General features: G+C 75.1%; 18 protein-coding genes. 6 read left to right on the forward strand and 12 right to left on the reverse strand.

The window, feature by feature from the left end; translation table 11 throughout:
- Positions 1 to 27: 27 nt before the first annotated feature.
- Complete coding sequence (locus NMK34_RS06665) at positions 28 to 1,155, forward strand: CoA transferase (protein ID WP_318332655.1); 1,128 nt, start codon at positions 28 to 30, stop codon at positions 1,153 to 1,155.
- Positions 1,156 to 1,171: 16 nt separating this feature from the next.
- On the opposite strand, the gene NMK34_RS06670 is transcribed toward NMK34_RS06665, so the two are convergent.
- Positions 1,172 to 1,588: an ASCH domain-containing protein gene (locus tag NMK34_RS06670; RefSeq protein WP_318332656.1), complete on the reverse strand. Its 417-nt coding sequence runs from the start codon at positions 1,586 to 1,588 to the stop codon at positions 1,172 to 1,174.
- Between the two features lie 17 nt (positions 1,589 to 1,605).
- The gene (locus tag NMK34_RS06675) at positions 1,606 to 2,625 is read right to left on the reverse strand and encodes an aldo/keto reductase (RefSeq protein ID WP_318332657.1); all 1,020 of its coding nucleotides are present in this window, start codon (positions 2,623 to 2,625) and stop codon (positions 1,606 to 1,608) included.
- A gap of 150 nt (positions 2,626 to 2,775) precedes the next feature.
- On the opposite strand from NMK34_RS06675, the gene NMK34_RS06680 reads away from it, so the two are divergent.
- A complete protein-coding gene (locus NMK34_RS06680) occupies positions 2,776 to 3,351 on the forward strand; it encodes a helix-turn-helix domain-containing protein (protein WP_318332658.1) in 576 nt (191 codons plus the stop codon).
- Between the two features lie 9 nt (positions 3,352 to 3,360).
- Here NMK34_RS06680 and NMK34_RS06685 read toward each other — a convergent pair whose 3' ends face one another.
- Positions 3,361 to 4,239: an alpha/beta hydrolase gene (locus tag NMK34_RS06685; protein ID WP_318332659.1), complete on the reverse strand. Its 879-nt coding sequence runs from the start codon at positions 4,237 to 4,239 to the stop codon at positions 3,361 to 3,363.
- A 108-nt stretch (positions 4,240 to 4,347) separates the two neighbouring features.
- Here NMK34_RS06685 and NMK34_RS06690 point away from each other — a divergent pair, with 108 nt between their 5' ends.
- Entirely contained in the window at positions 4,348 to 4,884 is a 537-nt protein-coding gene (locus tag NMK34_RS06690) for a GNAT family N-acetyltransferase (protein WP_318332660.1), read from the forward strand.
- Position 4,885: 1 nt separating this feature from the next.
- Here NMK34_RS06690 and NMK34_RS06695 read toward each other — a convergent pair whose 3' ends face one another.
- The 3 genes from NMK34_RS06695 to NMK34_RS06705 all read right to left on the reverse strand — a co-directional run bounded on the left by NMK34_RS06695 (position 4,886) and on the right by NMK34_RS06705 (position 7,888).
- A complete protein-coding gene (locus tag NMK34_RS06695) occupies positions 4,886 to 6,478 on the reverse strand; it encodes a hypothetical protein (protein ID WP_318332661.1) in 1,593 nt (530 codons plus the stop codon).
- Positions 6,475 to 7,362: an ABC transporter ATP-binding protein gene (locus NMK34_RS06700; protein ID WP_318332662.1), complete on the reverse strand. Its 888-nt coding sequence runs from the start codon at positions 7,360 to 7,362 to the stop codon at positions 6,475 to 6,477. The genes NMK34_RS06695 and NMK34_RS06700 overlap by 4 nt, the downstream gene beginning before the upstream one ends.
- Positions 7,363 to 7,471: 109 nt before the next feature.
- Complete coding sequence (locus tag NMK34_RS06705; RefSeq protein ID WP_318332663.1) at positions 7,472 to 7,888, reverse strand: MmcQ/YjbR family DNA-binding protein; 417 nt, start codon at positions 7,886 to 7,888, stop codon at positions 7,472 to 7,474.
- A 167-nt stretch (positions 7,889 to 8,055) separates the two neighbouring features.
- Here NMK34_RS06705 and NMK34_RS06710 point away from each other — a divergent pair, with 167 nt between their 5' ends.
- From NMK34_RS06710 to NMK34_RS06720, 3 genes are all read left to right on the forward strand, one after another.
- Entirely contained in the window at positions 8,056 to 9,171 is a 1,116-nt protein-coding gene (locus NMK34_RS06710) for an exo-alpha-sialidase (protein WP_318332664.1), read from the forward strand.
- On the forward strand, positions 9,168 to 9,464 hold the full coding sequence (locus NMK34_RS06715; protein ID WP_318332665.1) for a MoaD/ThiS family protein: 297 nt from the start codon (positions 9,168 to 9,170) through the stop codon (positions 9,462 to 9,464). The genes NMK34_RS06710 and NMK34_RS06715 overlap by 4 nt, the downstream gene beginning before the upstream one ends.
- Before the next feature lie 141 nt (positions 9,465 to 9,605).
- Complete coding sequence (locus NMK34_RS06720; RefSeq protein WP_318332666.1) at positions 9,606 to 11,552, forward strand: beta-propeller domain-containing protein; 1,947 nt, start codon at positions 9,606 to 9,608, stop codon at positions 11,550 to 11,552.
- 50 nt (positions 11,553 to 11,602) lie between these two features.
- Here NMK34_RS06720 and NMK34_RS06725 read toward each other — a convergent pair whose 3' ends face one another.
- From NMK34_RS06725 to NMK34_RS06750, 6 genes are all read right to left on the reverse strand, one after another.
- Positions 11,603 to 12,217 carry a hypothetical protein gene (locus NMK34_RS06725; RefSeq protein ID WP_318332667.1) on the reverse strand — a complete coding sequence of 205 codons (615 nt, stop codon included), beginning with the start codon at positions 12,215 to 12,217 and terminating at the stop codon, positions 11,603 to 11,605.
- Entirely contained in the window at positions 12,214 to 13,563 is a 1,350-nt protein-coding gene (locus NMK34_RS06730; protein WP_318336284.1) for a hypothetical protein, read from the reverse strand. Before NMK34_RS06730 ends, NMK34_RS06725 begins: the two co-directional genes overlap by 4 nt.
- A complete protein-coding gene (locus tag NMK34_RS06735; RefSeq protein WP_318332668.1) occupies positions 13,563 to 14,357 on the reverse strand; it encodes an ABC transporter ATP-binding protein in 795 nt (264 codons plus the stop codon). Before NMK34_RS06735 ends, NMK34_RS06730 begins: the two co-directional genes overlap by 1 nt.
- A 74-nt stretch (positions 14,358 to 14,431) precedes the next feature.
- Positions 14,432 to 15,244: a zf-HC2 domain-containing protein gene (locus tag NMK34_RS06740; protein WP_318332669.1), complete on the reverse strand. Its 813-nt coding sequence runs from the start codon at positions 15,242 to 15,244 to the stop codon at positions 14,432 to 14,434.
- Positions 15,241 to 15,825: an RNA polymerase sigma factor gene (locus tag NMK34_RS06745; protein ID WP_318332670.1), complete on the reverse strand. Its 585-nt coding sequence runs from the start codon at positions 15,823 to 15,825 to the stop codon at positions 15,241 to 15,243. The genes NMK34_RS06740 and NMK34_RS06745 overlap by 4 nt, the downstream gene beginning before the upstream one ends.
- Positions 15,826 to 15,889: 64 nt before the next feature.
- Entirely contained in the window at positions 15,890 to 17,056 is a 1,167-nt protein-coding gene (locus NMK34_RS06750) for an SGNH/GDSL hydrolase family protein (RefSeq protein WP_318332671.1), read from the reverse strand.
- Positions 17,057 to 17,104: the final 48 nt, after the last annotated feature.

Consider the following 17,104-nt stretch of genomic DNA (forward strand, 5'->3'; position numbering starts at 1 on the left):
CGTGGTCGGCGGCGAGGGAGGGGTGGCATGTCGGGTCCGTTGCGCGGGGTGCTCGTCGCCGACTTCTCCCGGATCCTCGCCGGCCCGTACGCGACGATGCTCCTGGCCGACCTCGGCGCGGACGTGGTCAAGGTGGAGGCGCCCGGTGGCGACGACACCCGCGGCTGGCGGCCCCCGGAGCGCGACGACGTCTCCACCTACTACCTGGCGGTCAACCGCAACAAGCGCTCGCTGGTGCTCGACCTGACCGATCCCGGCGACCTGACGCTGGCCCACCGGCTCGCCGATCGGGCGGACGTGCTGATCCAGAACTTCCGTCCGGGCGCGCTGCGCCGCTTCGGCCTCGACCACGACGCGGTCACCGCCCGCAACGCCCGCCTCGTGTACGCCTCGATCAGCGGCTTCGGCGACGCTGGGGGTGCCGACCTGCCCGGGTACGACCTGATGGTGCAGGCCGCGGCCGGGCTGATGAGCCTCACCGGGGACGCGGACGGCCCGCCCTACAAGGCCGGGGTGGCGGTGTTCGACGTGATCGCCGGGCTGCACGCGGCGGTCGGGATCCTGGCCGCGCTGCGGCATCGGGAGGAGACCGGGCGCGGGCAGCACGTCACAGTGGACCTGCTCTCCTCGGCGCTGTCCGGGCTGGTCAACCACTCCAGCGCGTACGTCGCCGGTGCGGCGGCACCGCACCGGATGGGCAATGCGCACCCGAGCATCGTGCCGTACGAGCCGCTGCCCACCGCCGACGGCGAACTGGTGGTGATCGCCGGGAACGACGGCCAGTTCCGTACCCTCTGCCGGGTGCTCGGCGTGCCGGAGCTGGCCGGCGACGCGCGGTTCGGCCGCAACGCCGACCGGGTCGCGCACCGCGACGAGCTGCGGCGGCTGCTGGTGGCGGCGCTGTCCCGGCGCGGCAGCGCGGAGTGGTTCGCCGACCTGCGCGCCGCCGGTGTGCCGTGCAGCCCGATCAACTCGGTGGCCGAGGGGGTGGCGCTGGCCGAAGGGCTCGGCCTGGAACCGGTGGTGACGACCGGCGGGGTGCCGGGGATCCGGAACCCGATCGGCCTGTCCGGGGCGCCGCCCCGCTACGACCTGCCGCCCCCGGAGCTGGACGAGCACGGCGCCGAACTGCGCGCCTGGCTCGAAGCGGAGTGACCAGCCCTGGCCGCCGTCAGAGCGTTGCGACCAGCCGGAAGCGTTCCAGCACGGCCGGAGTGTCGTCGTCCACTGTGAATCCGGGGTCGCCGAGCCAGCCGCGGTAGTCCTCGCCGTGCCAGAACCGCTCATGACCGGCCCGCCAGGCGGCGACCGTCTCGAACCCCTCGCCCTCGTCCCGGGCGTGGTCGAGGTCGACGTCGCCGAGGCGGGCGACGCGGACCTCGACCAGCTCGATCACCGCTACCGGCCGGCCGGCGGAGTCGATCACCGCGAAGCGGGTGCCGACGGCGGGCAGCGGCTCACCGTCGATCTCGTAGTCCTGGAGCAGGCCGGTGGTGGTGGTCTTGCTCCCGTCGAGCACGGCGGCGACGAGCTGGTCGCGCAGCGGGCCGGGGAACGCGAACTCGAACGTGGGCAGGTCGGCGTCCATGCCGGGCAGGGTAGCCGTCAGCGGCGGCGCAGCGCGGGGTCGAGCAGCGCGGGCGGGGTGTCGTTCTTCTCCTGCGGGGCCAGGTCGACGCCGGGGGCGACGATCGCGTCGATCGCGTCCAGGACGTCGGCGGTGAGCACGGTGTCGGCGGCGGCGAGCTGGCTGTGCAGGTGTTCCGGCGTACGCGGCCCGATGATCGCGCTGGTCACGCCGGGGTGCGCGGTGACGAAGCCGAGCGCGAGCTGGATCAGCGTGAGACCCGCGTCATCGGCGACGGCGGCCAGCCGTTCGACCGCGTCGAGCCGGGCCCGGTTGGCCGGGACCGTGGGGTCGAAGCGCTGCGGCATGAACGTGGACCGGTGGGTGGTGATCTCGCGGCCGGCCCGGATCGCCCCGGACAGCCAGCCCGACGCCAGCGGGCTCCACACCAGGACGCCGAGCCCGTACCGCTGCGTGACCGGCAGGACGTGCGCCTCGACGCCGCGTTGCAGGATCGAGTAGCTGGGCTGCTCGGTGACGTACCGGCCGAGGTGGTGCTCGCGGGCCGCCCACTGCGCCTCGACGAGGCGGTACGCCGGGTAGGTGGAGGTGCCGAAGTAGCGGATCTTGCCGGCCTGCCGCAGGTCGGTCAGCGCCGACAGCGTCTCCTCGTCGCTGGTGGCCGGATCCCAGCGGTGGATCTGGTAGAGGTCCACGTGGTCGACGCCGAGCCGGCGCAGGCTGTCCTCCAGCGCCGTGACCAGCCAGCGCCGGGAGCCGCCGCGGCGGTTGCGGTCCTCACCCATCGGCAGGGCGGCCTTCGTCGCCAGCACCACGTCGTCGCGCCGGCCGGCGATCGCCCGGCCGACCATCTCCTCGGAGATCCCGGTGCCGTAGGCGTCGGCGGTGTCGATGAGGTTGATCCCGGCGTCGAGGGCGGCGCCGACGAGCGCGGTGGCCTCGTCCTGGGTGGTGCGGCCGATCGGGCCGAGGTTCATGGCGCCCAGCGCGAGCGTGCTGACCTGTACGCCGGTGCGGCCCAGGGTGCGGTACTGCATGGGGTGTCCCTCCGGTGGCCGCGCGACGGCGCGGCCTGACTCGGTGATCTCTCGTCCCGCCTGGCATGATGGCTATGCGGAACATTGCTCCGCTAACGATACGGAACCTTGTTCCGGTTGACAACCGCAGTCCAGGAGAGGACGCCGAACGTGACCGACACCACCGGGCCGGACCGCCGCCGGGCCGACGCGCGGCGCAACCAGCGCTCGCTGCTCGACGCCGCCGCCGCGGTCTTCGTCGCCTCCGGCGTCGAGGCCCCGGTCCGCGACATCGCCGCCGCCGCCGGTGTCGGCGTGGGTACGGTCTACCGTCACTTCCCGACCCGGGCCGACCTCGTGGTGGCGGTGTACCGGCACCAGGTCGAGGCGTGCGCCGAAGCCGGCCCGGTCTGCCTGGCGCAGGCGCCCACCCCGTACGCGGCGCTCACCCGCTGGATCGACCAGTTCGTCGACCTGCTGGTCACCAAGCACGGGCTGGCCGCCGCGCTGCGCGCCGACAGCGGGCAGTTCGACGCGCTGCACGGCTACTTCGTCGACCGGCTGGTACCGGTCTGTGCCGAGCTGCTGGGCGCCGCGGCCGAGGCGGGCGAGATCCGCCGGGAGGTCGACGCGTACCAGCTGCTGCGCGGCGTCGGGAACCTCTGCATCGGCGCGGACAGCGATCCCCGCTACGACGCGCGCCGGCTGGTCGGCCTGCTGCTCGCCGGGCTGCGGTCCCGGGACTGACGGCCGGGGTCAGCCGTCACCCGGCAGCCGCCGGCCGAGCCAGTCCAGCAGCTCCCGCTCGTACTGCGGGCTGACGCTGTCCAGGTCCTCGCCCTCGCCGAGCGTGGGGGCGTGGTCGCAGCCGGCCAGCCGGGCCACCGTCAGCTCGGCGTCGCGTGCCGCCCGCCGCCACACCGCGAGGCTGTCCTCGATCGGGATCCACGCGTCCGTCTCGCCGTGGCAGAGCAGCACCGGGCAGGTCAGCCGCGCCAGCACCGGCGCCGGGTCGTAGTCCATGTCGGTCCAGGTGCCGGGCGTGGCGGGCAGCTGCTCGGGCAGGAAGGCCAGCGGGAACCACGGCCGCCGCGCCGCCGCGTCGATCGCCGCCTGCGCCACCGGGCGCGGCACCTCGCCGCGCTGGTACCCCTCGGCGACGCGGCGCAGATCGGCCAGCTCGGCCAGGTCGGCCTGCCCGTAGCCGTTGCGGCGGAGCTGCACGGCGGTGCCGTGGCGCATCTGGACCGCGGGGCTCACCGCGCTGCACCCGACGAGGACGAGGAAGTCGACCGGGTGCCGGACGGCGGTCAGCGCCGCCGCCCACGCGCCCTGGCTGAAACCCCAGAGCCCGACCGGCGCCGTCCCGACGTGCCGGCGCAGCTCGGTGAGCGCGGCGGACGCGTCCTCGGCCTGGTCGGCCAGCGGCACGTCGTGCCCGTCGACCCGGGGGCGGCGGTCGTAGCGCAGCACCGCGACCCCGGCCGGAGGCAACAGACGGGCCAGGTGTTCGTAGAGGAAGTAGGACCGCTGCTCGGCGTGCGAGCCGTGCAGCACCACCAGGCCGCCGCGTACCGGCCCGGCCGGCAGGTCGAGAACCGCGGGCAGCCCTGCCGCGCCGACCGTCGTCTCCATGCCGGGCAGTGAACCACGAACCGTCCCGCCCGGTGGTCCCGGCCGCCGTCCGGGACACCCGCGTGCGTACGCTGACCAGGTACGTCGCCGCGACCGTGGAGAACCGCCATGACCAGCCCCGCATCCCGTACCGTCCGGGTCGCCCGCCCCGAGGACGTGGCAGCCCTCGTCGACCTGATCGAGTCGGCGTACCGGGGTGAGCGCAGCCGGCAGGGCTGGACCCACGAGGCGGACCTGCTGGCCGGGCAGCGCACCGACCCGGAGATGGTGACCGCCGCCGTCACCGGCCCGGACGGCGTGGTGCTGATCGCCGAGCAGGGCGGCGACCTGGTGGCCTGCTGCCAGCTGGAACGCCGCGACGACCACGTCTACTTCGGCATGTTCGCCGTCGCGCCCGGCCGGCAGGGCGGCGGCATGGGCCGGGAACTGCTGGCCGAGGCCGAGCGCTACGCGGCCGAGCAGTGGCACGCCGGTGAGATGCGGATGACCGTGATCGTCCAGCGCGACGACCTGATCGCCTGGTACGAGCGGCGCGGCTACGTCCGTACCGGCGAGCTGAGCCCGTTCCCGTACGGCGACGAGCGGTTCGGTGTGCCGCTGCGGCCGGACCTGGCGTTCGAGACGCTGCGCAAGAAGCTCGGCTGACTCATCCCGCCAGGTCCCGGCGGTCGTAGGCCCAGCCGCCGACAGATGCCAGGGCGGCCGCCGCCGCGAGCAGCACGCCCTGAGCCGTCCAGTTCGGTGCCGCGTCGGGCACGGCGGCGAGATGCGTGTACGGCGACAGCGCGCCGATCCAGGCGGGCGCGCGCACGCTCTCGGCCACCACGGTCAGCAGGAAACCGCCGGCTGTGGGAAGCATCCCCAGCACGGCGACCAGCCGGGGCGCCGCCCCGACGGCGAGGGTGGCCGCCCCGGCGCCCAGCAACGCGAGCGGCAGCACGTTGAGCGTGCCCGCGAGGGCGGCGGCGAGGGGCAGGACGGCACCGACCAGGGCGGTGCCGAGCCACGTCGCGAGACCGGCGGCGAGCGCCAGCGCCACCGTTGCGGCGGACGCGCTGCCCACCTCGGCGGCGAGCAGCCGGGCCCGGCTGACCGGACCGGCCCGCAGCAGCGTGAGCCGGCCGGCGGCCTCCGCCCCGACGAAGGCGTTCAACCGCGCGGTGGCGAACGCGCCGATCGGCACCGCCAGCAGTGCGAACAGCGTGGCCACGTACCCCCGCACGTGGTCGAGCCCGCCGAAGCCCGCCTGCGCGGAAAGGTCGGCGAAGGCTGGGTTTTCTTCCAGGAAGCCGGTCAGCGACGTGGCGAGCACGCCGATCAGCAGGAAGTAGGCGGCGACGCCGGTGGTCCAGCCGGCGAGCGGGCGCAGGGTGCGTCGTACCGCGAAGGCCGGCACCGAGCCGAGCAGGCCGCGTCGCGGCGCCCGGCCGGCCGGCGGGCGCAGCAGTCCCGCTCCCACGTCGCGCCGGCGGCACAGGGCCAGCGCCGCCCCGGTCAGCAGGACGACGGCGGTCAGCGACACGAGCAGCGGCAGCCACCGGTTGTCGTGGTAGGGGCGGGTGAGCGCGAGCGGGCCGTACGGCGGCAGCCATCGCAGCCACGCCGACGCCGGCCCGGCGTCGCCGATCATGCGCGCCAGCAGGCCGGCCCCGAGCACGGCCAGGCCGGTGCCCGTCGCCCCCGCCCGGGTCGGCTGGACCTGCACGACGACGGCGCCCACCGCGGCCGCGAACGCGCCGGCCGAGGCGAGACCGGCGCCGTGCAGCAGCGCACCCTGCCACGGTGTGCCGGCGATCGTCAGCGTGGCCGCGAGCAGCGTTCCCGCCAGTGCCGACGTCGCCATCAACGGCGCCAGGTGACGCCGCAGCACCGCAGCGGGCGTCAGCCGGCCGGCGAGCAGCAGCCCCCACCGGCCGGCCTCCTCCTCGCCCCGGGTCGTCCGGACGGTCGCCAGCAGGCTCCACACGGTGAGCAGCACGGCCAGCACCAGGCCGGTTCGCCACACGGTGAATCCGCCGGCGGTGTCCAGAGCGACCGGCTCGCCGAACAACGTACGGATCGCGGGGTTGCGCGCCAGCGCCTCCAGAGCGGAGGCGTCCATGCCCTCGCCGACGGTGTGCGCGTAGGTGCCCACCACCAGTGCGGACATGCCGACTGTCACGCCGGTCACGACGAGGGCCGGCCGCCAGATCCCGCGGGCGGCGAGCAGACTGACCGCTGTGCCGGCCGGGCGCGTCACGCCTGCTCCCCGTAATAGTCGAGGAAGATCTCCTCCAGGCTGGGCTCGCGCACGGTCAGGGTGCTGATCTCCGCGCCGGATAGGGCTCGCAGCGCGGCGGCGGGTGGGCCGGCGAGGGTGAAGCGCAGCAGCCCTTCACCCTCCTCGACCGTTTCGACGCCGGGCACGCCGGCCAGATCCGGGGCCGAGCCGGTGAACCGTACCGTCACCTCGTTGCGGTGCAGTCGCCGCAGCTGCGGCACCGGGGCGATGTCCACGAGCCGGCCGGCCCGCAGGATCGCCACCCGGTCACAGACCGCCTCCACCTCGGCGAGCTGGTGCGAACAGAGCAGCACGCTCTGCCCGTTGTCGCGCGCCTCGCCCACCGCCCGGCGGAACTGCAGCTCCATCAGTGGATCCAGGCCGCTCGTCGGCTCGTCGAGCACGAGCAGCGGCGCCCGGGTGGCGAACGCGGCGACCAGGGCGACCTTCTGCCGGTTCCCGGTCGAGTAGGCACCGGCCGGGCGGGACGGGTCGAGGGCGAACCGCTCGACGAGTTCGGCCCGGTAGCCGGCGTCGACGCCGGGACCGGTCGCGGCGAGCAGGTCGAGGATCTCCGCGCCGGTGAGCTGCGGCCACAGCGCCACGTCAGCCGGCACGTACGCCAGCAGCCGGTGCGCCGCCCGCACATCCGCCGCGTCCACCTCGAAGATCCGGGCGAGACCCCGGGTCGGACGGGCGAGGCCGAGCAGCAGCCGGATGGTGGTGGACTTGCCGGCGCCGTTCGGGCCGAGGAGGCCGACCACCTCACCGGCGGCGACGGTCAGATCCAGGCCGTCGAGGGCCACCAGGCGGCCGTAGTGTTTGGTCAGGTCACGGGTGTGTACGGCGGGGTGGGCTCGCATCGCGTGGCTCCAGGGTCCGGCGGGGCAACGACCGCCGACCAGGCTTCCCGGCACACCACGCCCACCGTACTGCCGACGCAGCGGCCCTGGGAAGCCCCGGCCGGCGCCGTCACCGGCCCGGCGGCCCGTCGACGAGCACGACCAGCTTCTTCGGGGCCAGCACGCAGTAGCTCTCGGTGAGCAGCTCGGCGACCTCGGTCCAGTCCGTGTCCGCGTCCAGCCGCAGGCCCACCACGTCGGCGGCCCAGTCCGGCTTGAAGAAGTGCGGCCCGGCCGCGAGCAGCCCGGCGATCTCGTCGCCGGGGGAGCGGAACGTCATCACGCAGACCGGCTCGTCGGTCGCCGCAGCCCGCGCGTACGCCGCCTGGTGGCCCGGGTCGACGGTGAGCACGTGCGCGAACGTGCGGCCGCGGATCCGCCACCGCACGCCCACCCAGGCCGCTTCCTCGTAGGTCTCCGGCAGGCCGAGACAGATCGGCCGCAGGCGGTCGAGGTGCTCGGGTGGGACGTCTCCGGGGCCGGTCATGCGCGCAGGCTAGCCGCAGCCCCCGACATTCCGGCCGTACCGGCGTGGCGACCCCGCCACAGGCCGTCCGACCAGGAAATGTCGTAGCCGGGGAGTACGACAGCGATGAGTTTCGGCGAGCCGCACGGTCATTGCCGGGAGAACCCCCTCGGACGAGAGGACGAGACATGAGCGGCATACGAGTACTTGTCGGCACGCGCAAGGGCGCGTTCATCCTGACCTCGGACGGCAAGCGCGACGACTGGACCGTCGACGGTCCGCACTTCGGCGGCTGGGAGATCTACCACCTGACAGGTTCACCCGTCGAACCGGACCGGCTGTACGCGTCCCAGTCCGGCGGCTGGTTCGGGCAGCTGATCCAGCGCTCGGACGACGGCGGCCGGACGTGGACGACAGCCGGCAACGACTTCGCCTACAGCGGCGAGGTGGGGCAACACCTCTGGTACGACGGCACCCCACGGCCGTGGGAGTTCAAGCGGATCTGGCACCTGGAGCCGTCCCGCCACGACCCCGACACGGTGTACGCGGGCGGCGAGGACGCCGCCCTCTACCTGACCACCGACGGCGGCCAGAAGTGGTCCGAGCTGACCGCCCTGCGGCAGCACCCGACCGGCCCGTCCTGGCAGCCCGGCGCGGGCGGGATGTGCCTGCACACGATCCTGCTCGACCCGGCCGACCGGGACCGGATCTACGTGGCGATCTCGGCGGCGGGCGCGTTCCGCAGCGACGACGGCGGCGCGAGCTGGTTGCCGATCAACAAGGGGCTGCGCTCGGGCGAGATCCCGGACACCGACTCCGAGGTCGGGCACTGCGTGCACCGTCTCGCGCAGCACCCGTCCCGGCCGGACACGCTGTTCATGCAGAAGCACTGGGACGTCATGCGCACCGACGACGCGGGCGCGAACTGGCGGGAGGTCAGTGGCGACCTGCCGACGGACTTCGGCTTCCCGATCGCGGTGCACGCGCACGAACCGGAGACGGTCTACGTGGTGCCGATCACCAGCGACTCGCTGCACTACCCGCCGGAGGGCAAGCTGCGCGTCTACCGCAGCCGTACCGGCGGCGAGCACTGGGAGCCGCTGACCGAGGGGCTGCCGCAGTCGCACTGCTACGTCAACGTGCTGCGCGACGCGATGGCCGTGGACACACTCGACCCGTGCGGCGTCTACTTCGGCACCACCGGCGGTCAGGTCTACCACTCGGCCGACGGCGGCGACACCTGGGCGCCGATCGTGCGCGACCTGCCGGCCGTGCTCTCGGTCGAGGTCCAGGTGCTGCCGTGATCCGGGTGGTGCTGCCGGCGCACCTGAAGAACCTGGCGCACGTCGCCGGCGAGGTACGCGTCGAGGTGGCCGGGCCGCCCACCCAGCGGGAGGTGCTCGACGCGCTGGAGACCGCGTACCCGATGCTGCTCGGCACGATCCGCGACCGGCACAGCGGGAAGCGCCGGCCGTTCGTCCGCTTCTACGCCTGCGAACTGGACCTGTCCAACGAGTCCCCGGACGCGCCGCTGCCGGCGGAGGTGGTCGCCGGCAAGGAGCCGTTCATCGTGCTCGGCGCGATGGCCGGCGGCTGAGCGGCACGGCCGGCGGTCGCGCCGCGCGATCGGGGTTGCGCGGCACGGCCGGCGGTTGCGCGGCACGGCCGGGAACCGCGCCCGTCACCGCCACGTCTGACCGGCATGACAGGTCACGGACCCCGGACGCTTGGATGGACGATGGCCGCCGCGCTGGCCCTCGCCGGCTGCACCGCGTCACCCCCGGCCGCCGGCCCGCCGGCGGCCGGCCCGCCGGCGGCCGGCCCGCCGCCCGCCGGGCAGGTCGTTCCGGCCGGCGGGCTGCGGCTCGTGGCGTTCGACGGCTGCGACGAGGCGCTGCGGCAAGTCCGTACGGCCGCGAAGGCGGCGGTCGGCCCGTGGGGTCTCGGGCCGGCCGGCTACGTGCGGCAGCTCGACGCGAAACGGGCGGCGGTCGGTGGCGCCGCCGAAGGCGCGACGCAGGCGTCCGCGCCTGATTTCTCCGGCACCAACGTGCACGAGGCCGGTGTGGACGAACCGGACCTGGTCAAGACCGACGGGCGGCGGATCGTCACGGTGACCCGGGGCGTGCTGTCGGTGGTCGACGCGGCGAGCCGCCGCGTGACCGGCCGGCTCGCCCTCGATCCCGGCGCCGAGCGGTTCGGCGGCGACGAGGGGAGCCTGCTGCTGCACGGTGACCGGGCGCTCGTGCTGTTGCACGCGGGACGGACCGTCAAGGGCCCGGTGCCGGGCGGGCAGACCCGCCCGGGCCGGACCCCGCAGGCCCGGCTGGTCCTGCTGGACCTCGCCGGACCGCCCCGCGTGGTCGGGGAGTACCGGATCGACGGCCTCCTGGTCGACGCCCGGCAGTCCGGTACGACCGCCCGTGTGGTGATCCGGTCCGCGCCCCGGCTCGACTTCCCCTACCTGCCCGGCCGCCGCACCGACGCCCAGCGGATCGCCGCGAACCGCGCGGTCATCGACAAGGCCACGCTCGACGACTGGCTGCCCCGCTACGAGATCCGCGACGACGTGCGGACCGTCGGCACCGGACGGGTGGGCTGCGACCGGGTCAACCGGCCGGTCGGCTTCTCCGGCGCGTCGATGGTCACGGTGCTCAGCTTCGATCTGGGTGCGTCCGCGCTCGGCGCCGGTGACCCGGTCACCGTGTTCGCCGACGGCGACACCGTCTACAGCAACGGCGCACGCCTCTACGTCGCCAACGACGACCGCTGGCGGACGTGGCGTGGCGGACCGTCCGGGACACGTGACACCGGCACCGAGATCTACCAGTTCGACACCGAGGCGGGCACGCCACGCTTCGTCGCCGCCGGGTCCGTGCCCGGCTGGCTGATCAACCAGTACGCGCTGTCCGAGTGGGACGGTCACCTGCGGGTCGCCACCACCACCGGCGACACGTGGGTGCGGCAGAGGTCCTCCCAGTCCGGCGTCTACGTGCTGCGCGCCGACGGGGCCACGCTGAAGCGGGTCGGTGCGGTCACCGGCCTCGGCAAGGGCGAGCAGATCTTCGCGGTGCGGTTCGTCGGCGGCACCGGATACGTGGTCACGTTCCGGCAGACCGATCCGCTGTACGGCGTGGACCTGCGCGACCCGGCCGCACCCCGGGTCACCGGCGAGCTGAAGATCAACGGGTACTCGGCGTACCTGCACCCGGCCGGCGACGGCCGCCTGATCGGGGTCGGCCAGGACGCGACCGACAGGGGACGGGTGACCGGCACCCAGGTGTCGCTGTTCGACGTCGCCGACCCGGCCCGGCCGGCCCGGATCGCCCAGCACCACGTCCCCGGCGGCTGGTCCGAGGCGGAGCACGACCCGCACGCGTTCCTGTACTGGGAGCCCGAGCGCTTGGTGGTGCTCCCGGTGCGGCAGCCGGGCGTGGTCACCGACCGCGCCGACGGCACCGGACGCGCGCCGTCGGGCGGTGTGCTGGCGCTGCGCGTCGGCGACAGGGGCTTCACCGTGGCCGGCGCCGTCGACCACCCGGGCGCGCTGGCCGACGGCGGCGAGTGGGCGCCGATCCGCCGCTCACTGATGATCGACGGTGTGCTGTGGACGGTCTCCGACGCCGGTCTCAAGGCGACCGCCCTGGCCGGCATGACCACCCTGGCCTGGGTGCCGCTGACCTGACGCCGGCCGGACCTCGCCGCGCGGTGGGCGCGCGACGAGGGTCCGGCACGTCACTGTTCCAGCGCCGCCTCGGCCGCCGCGACCTGCGGTCCCACCCGCAGCGCGTACGCGACGACGCCGCCGAGGAGGAACGTCGTGGCGGTGACGGCGGCGATCCGGTTGCCCGGCTCCTGCGCCATCCACAGCGCCACCTGCCGCCACTCCGGCCCGCCCGGGGCGGCCAGGAACGCGCCCAGCGCGGCCCACGCGGTCGGCACCTGCCAGGCGGCCCGGGCACCGGCCAGCGCGGCGCCGAGTCCGACCAGCCCGGTCAGCCCGGCCGTGTCGCGGGCCAGCACGGACAGCGGCCCGAAGTCGGCGCCGAGCAGGCCGGCGGCGGCCAGCAGCCCGACCACCACCGCGCCGTACCCGAGCAGGTGCCCGGCCCGGCGCGGCGCCCACTGCCACGCGGCGGTCTTCTCCAGCGCCGGGTCGGTGCCGGCGAGCGTCGGCCCGAGCGGCGCCACCGCCAGCGCGGTGGTGAGCACGGCGAGCCCGGCCGGCACCTCGGGGCGGTCGGTGAAGGCGGACCAGGCGACGGCCATCACGGCGACCGCGACCGCTGATCCGGCCAGGGCGGCGGGTAGCCGGCGGGACCGCACGTACAGCGGCAGCCAGCGGATCACGGCGCGGCCCGTCCGGTGAGCGCCGGCATCAGGTCCGGCTCGCACCGGGCGGCCGCGTCCCGCAGCGCGGTGACCCGCCGCAACTGCTCCGGTTCGGGAAGCGCGCGCAGCTGCCGCACCCCGGCCCGGATCTCCTCCTGCTTCGTGTCGGCGTACCGGTAGCCGCTCCAGGAGTCCCACAGCCGTACCGTCTCGGTGTCCAGCAGCCAGGCCGCGGCGATCGCCGGGGCGATGTCGTCGCCGCTGCGCCCGCAGCCGTACCACGTGGTGCCGCCGCCCAGGGCGATGCGCTCGGCCACGTCCGCGGCCCGGCCGGTGTCCGGGTCGACCTCCAGGAGGAACTGCACGGTGCCCGGTGCCGGCTCGGGCCGGTGCCACTGCTCGCTGTCGTTGCTGCCGATGGTGTCCAGCCGCACTTCCACCACACGAGTCGGCGCGTCCGGCAGCTTCGCCAGCGCGCGCAGCCCTCGGCGGGCCTCGGGAGTGATCTGCGGCAGCAGGTGCGCGTTGACGGCGGTGACGCACACCTGCGGCAGGCCGTCGGCGCAGACGTAGCGGCGTGCTTCCGGATCGAGCTGCCAGATGCCGGCGGGGCCCGGCACGCCGATCAGGAGGAGGCCCGCGACGCCACCGGCGAGGCTCGCCGCCGCGCCGGCCCGGACCGGCCACGACCTGCCCGCCGCCAGCAGCAGGCCGGCGAGGACCAGGCCGGCCCCCAGGACGAGGCGGCTGAGCAGCAGCCGGTCGGACAGGGTCTCCCACGGGGTGTCCGGCGGCCAGGAGATCATCAGGGACGCGTTCGCCAGCCGGCTGTCCGACCCGCCGAGCATGGCGGTGCCCTCCTGCGCGACCAGTCCGGCGGCGGCCAGCAGCGGCGGCAGCAGCGGTGAGGACCACAGCCGGCCTACCGCCACGCCGACCCAGGCCGCGCCCACCAGCACCAGCACGTCGATCAGGGGCCCGGCGAGTCCGCGTACGCCGAGGTAGGCGCCGCCGGAGGCGACCACCGCCGCGCTGGCGGCGACCACGAGCAGGTGCGCGGCCGCGACGGCGACGCCGAGCGCCGTCATCGCGGGCAGCGCGCGCTGCCAGCGGGGGCGGCCGGTGCTGTTCATCAGCTCGTCGGCGCGGGTACGCCGGTCCCGGCGGCCCAGCACCGCGCCACCGGCGAGCGCGAGCGGCATCAGGAGGAACACGTCGGAGGCGTGCACGTAGCCCAGCCGCAGCCACTGTCCCTGCCAGAAGCGGTACATGCTGGCCGTGCCGAGGACGCCGACGGCGAGCAGCAGAACGGTCACGACCGGCGCGTTGGAGCGGCGCAGTTCGACGCGTACCTGTCGGATCATCACGCGCCCCGGTGCTGCTTGAGGAGGTACGAGTAGCCGCGCTCGGCGGCGCTGTCGCCGACGCCGCCGGTCTCGCCGTGGCGGACCAGATCGGCGGGCAGGCCCTGGAACACGCGGGTGCCCTGGTCCATCAGGATGACGTCGGAGCAGGCCGCCACCACGTCCTCCACCAGGTGGGTGGAGACCAGCACGCAGGCGTCCGCGCCGAGTTCCCGGATCAGCTCACGGAACTCGACCCGCTGTTCCGGGTCCAGGCCGACTGTCGGTTCGTCGAGCAGCAGCAGGTCCGGTTCGTTCACGATCGCCTGGGCGATGCCGGCCCGGCGCAGCATGCCGCCGGACAGCGACTTGAGCTTGGCGTCGGCCCGGTCGGTGAGGCGTACCCGGTCGATGGCCCGCTGGGCCGCGCCCGGCACCGCCGAGGCGGGCATCTCCCGCAGCCAGGCCACGTACTCGACGTACTCCCGGACGGTGAACCGGGGGTAGTAGCCGAACTGCTGCGGCAGGTAGCCGAGCCGGCGGCGCACCGGCCGCAGCTCACGGGACGAGGTGGCGTCCGCGCCGAGCAGCCGCAGCACACCGGCGTGCGGCTTGACCACAGTGGCGAGCGCACGCATCAGGGTGCTCTTGCCGGCGCCGTTCGGGCCGAGCAGCCCGTGCACGCCGGCGCCGAGTGTCAGGCCCAGGTTGTCGACTGCGAGGTGCCGTCCGGCCTTCACCGACAGTCCCACCGCCTCGATCCGCCAGGCGTGCCGGGTCGGCGCCACCTCGTCGGCGCTCACTGCGCGTACCAATGTCGTCTCCTTCTCGGGGCAGGGTGGTCCGCGGCGCCGGCGGGGCGCCGTGGCGTGGTTCCGGGGGGCCGGCGTCAGCCGGCGGGCCGCCGCAGGTGTTCGGCGCGGAGCGCGGTCAGCAGAGTGAGCACGACGGCGGCCGCCGCCCAGGCGGGCATGGTGGCGGGCCGGAGCAGGGCCTCGGTCGCGGCGGCGGCGCGGGCCGCGTCGGCGGTGCCGGTGTACGACACGGCCGCGACCGCGGTGAGCCAGCCGCCGCCGAGGACGGCGGCGGCCACCGGCACGCCGACGCGGCTGCCGAGCAGCAGCGTCGCCGCGGTGAACGTCAGGCAGGGCAGCAGCCACAGCGCGGGGTTGCGGCCGACTGCCAGCCCGGCCGCCGCGAGCACCGGCGCGACCAGGAGCAGAACCGCGAGGGTACGGCGAAGCAGCAGGTCCATCCCGGCGCGGGCGGTGCCGGCGACCACCTCCCAGTTCGGGTTCGCGCGACGGGACCAGGCCACCGCGAGCCCGGCGAGCGGCGCCACCGGCGCGAGCAGCAGCACCGCCGAGGGCTGCTCCGGGTAGTTGCGGTCCAGTAGTACCGCGGCGAGGATCGCCGTGCAGGTCATGGCCGCCCAGGCCAGGAGCGACCAGTCGGTCCAGCGCAGCCACCACCGTCGCAGCGGGCGCCGGCGCACCGGCTGCGGCCCGGTGCGGGCCTGTTCCAGGATCGTCTCCCGGGCGTCGCCGAGCAGCGCCCGCAGTGGCGGGGCGGCCAGCTCGCCGAGCCGGTCGCGGCACTCGGCGCAGCCCTCCAGGTGCACCTCGATCGTCCAGGTGGTGGCGTCGTCGGGGCCGCCCGCCGCGTACGCGGCCAGGGCCGGCGGGGGAACGTGAGCGGTCATGCCAGTGCCTCCCGTAGCGCGTTGCGGGCACGCCGCGCCCGGCTCTTCACGGTGCCCTCGGGCACCCCCAGCAGGACGGAGGTCTCCCGGACGGTCAGTCCGTCCAGGACCATCGCGGCGAGCACCGCCCGTAGTTCCGGTGCCAGCGCGTCCAGCGCGGCGCCCACCTCCGAGCCGAACGACCCGGCGAGCGCCTCGTCCTCGGCGGCCGGCGTGCTGCGGACCGGAAGGACGTCGGTCGGCACCTCCTGCACCCGGGCGCGGCGGCGCAGCGCGTCGACCAGGCGCCGGGCCGCGATGGTCCAGATCCAGCCGGCGGCCGAGCCACCCGGCGCGCCCGCGCCGTCGGAGCGCCGCAGCCCGCTGAACGAGCCGGCGGCCCGCCACACCGTGAGGTACGTGTCCTGGAGGACCTCGGCCACGATGCCGTCGTCGGCGCACCGCCGCCGCAGCCGGATCGCGAGCCACGGCGACGTACGCCGGTACAGCTCGTCGAACGCGTCCAGGTCGGCGCGCGCGACCCGCCGCAGCAGCCGCTCCTCGTCCTGTTGGCTTCCTCCCACGCCTAGATGGTCGTGCACGGCACCTCGGACGGATCACGGCACGGCGTGACCTGGGTCACACCGCGCCGTGGGCGGATGTCCGTCACTCCGCCGCGGCGAACGGTCCCTTCGGGCCGAACGCCAGCGCGGCGAACCGCTCGCCGATGCGCCGGTCGGCGGCCGGGCCGGGGTGCAGCTCGTCGGGCAGCGGAAGTTCGGTGTAGTCGGCCTCGCCGTACAGCTCCAGCCCGTCGAGGTAGCGCAGGTTCGGGTCCGCCCCGGCCCGGGACGCCACGATCCGGGCCAGCTCGGCGCGGATGACGCGCAGCGTGAGCCGGCCGGTGGCCCGCTCGGCGGGGTCGCCGGTGGCCCGGAACCGCACCCGGCCGTCGACGAGGTCGACCGCGCCGGGGCCGGGCGTGTCCTCCTGCACCGGGCACAGGATCGACGACACGACCAGCAGCGGGGTCTGCGGGTGCCCCTCGCGGATGGTGTCGAGGAAGCCGTGCACGGCGGGGCCGAACGCGCGCAGCCGCATCAGGTCGCTGTTCACCACGTTGATGCCGATCTTGACGCTGATCAGGTCGGCCGGGGTGTCGCGCATCGCGCGGGCGGTGAACGGGTCGAGCAGGGCGCTGCCGCTGAACCCGAGGTTGACCAGCTCCACGCCGGCGAGCGTGGCGGCCACCGCAGGCCAGGTGCCGGTGGGGCTCTCCGCGTCCGAGCCGTGGCTGATCGAGCTGCCGTGGTGCAGCCACACCCGCCGGCCACCCGTGTCGGCCGGCTCGACCGGCGCGTCGGTGCGCAGCGCCACCAGCTCGGTGATCTCCCGCTGCGGCAGCCAGATCACCACCTCCTTGTCGGTGGCGGGCAGGCCGGCGAAGCGCACCGTGGCGACCGGACCCGGCTCGACGCCGGCCGCGCCGGTGGCCAGGTCGACGGTGAGCACCCTGCCGCCGTCGGCGGTGGCCTGACCGGCGAGGTGTCCGTCGACGACCAGGTCGTAGCGGCCGTCGGGACGCGGCCCGGTGCCGCGGTAGACCATCTTCGTCGGCAGGACGTCCAGCTCGACTGTGGTGGCGCGGGTCCGGAACACCAGCCGTACGCCGGACGGCATCGCCTCGGCCATCGTCAGCTGCGGGTCGGTGTTCTGCGCCCGGGCCCACGCGGGCAGCCGGTGCGGCAGCACCCCGTCCGCTGTCTGTTCCAGGTCGAGCGCGCCGCGCAGCAGGTCGGTGGTGATCGGGGTGGTGAGGTGCGGGGATGCCATGATCCCGATCCTGCCCCCGGATCCGGGGGAGCGGCCACCCGATTCATC

This window comes from Micromonospora sp. BRA006-A, from assembly GCF_033433935.1.
In the GTDB taxonomy this organism is placed as follows: Bacteria; Actinomycetota; Actinomycetes; order Mycobacteriales; family Micromonosporaceae; genus Micromonospora; species Micromonospora aurantiaca.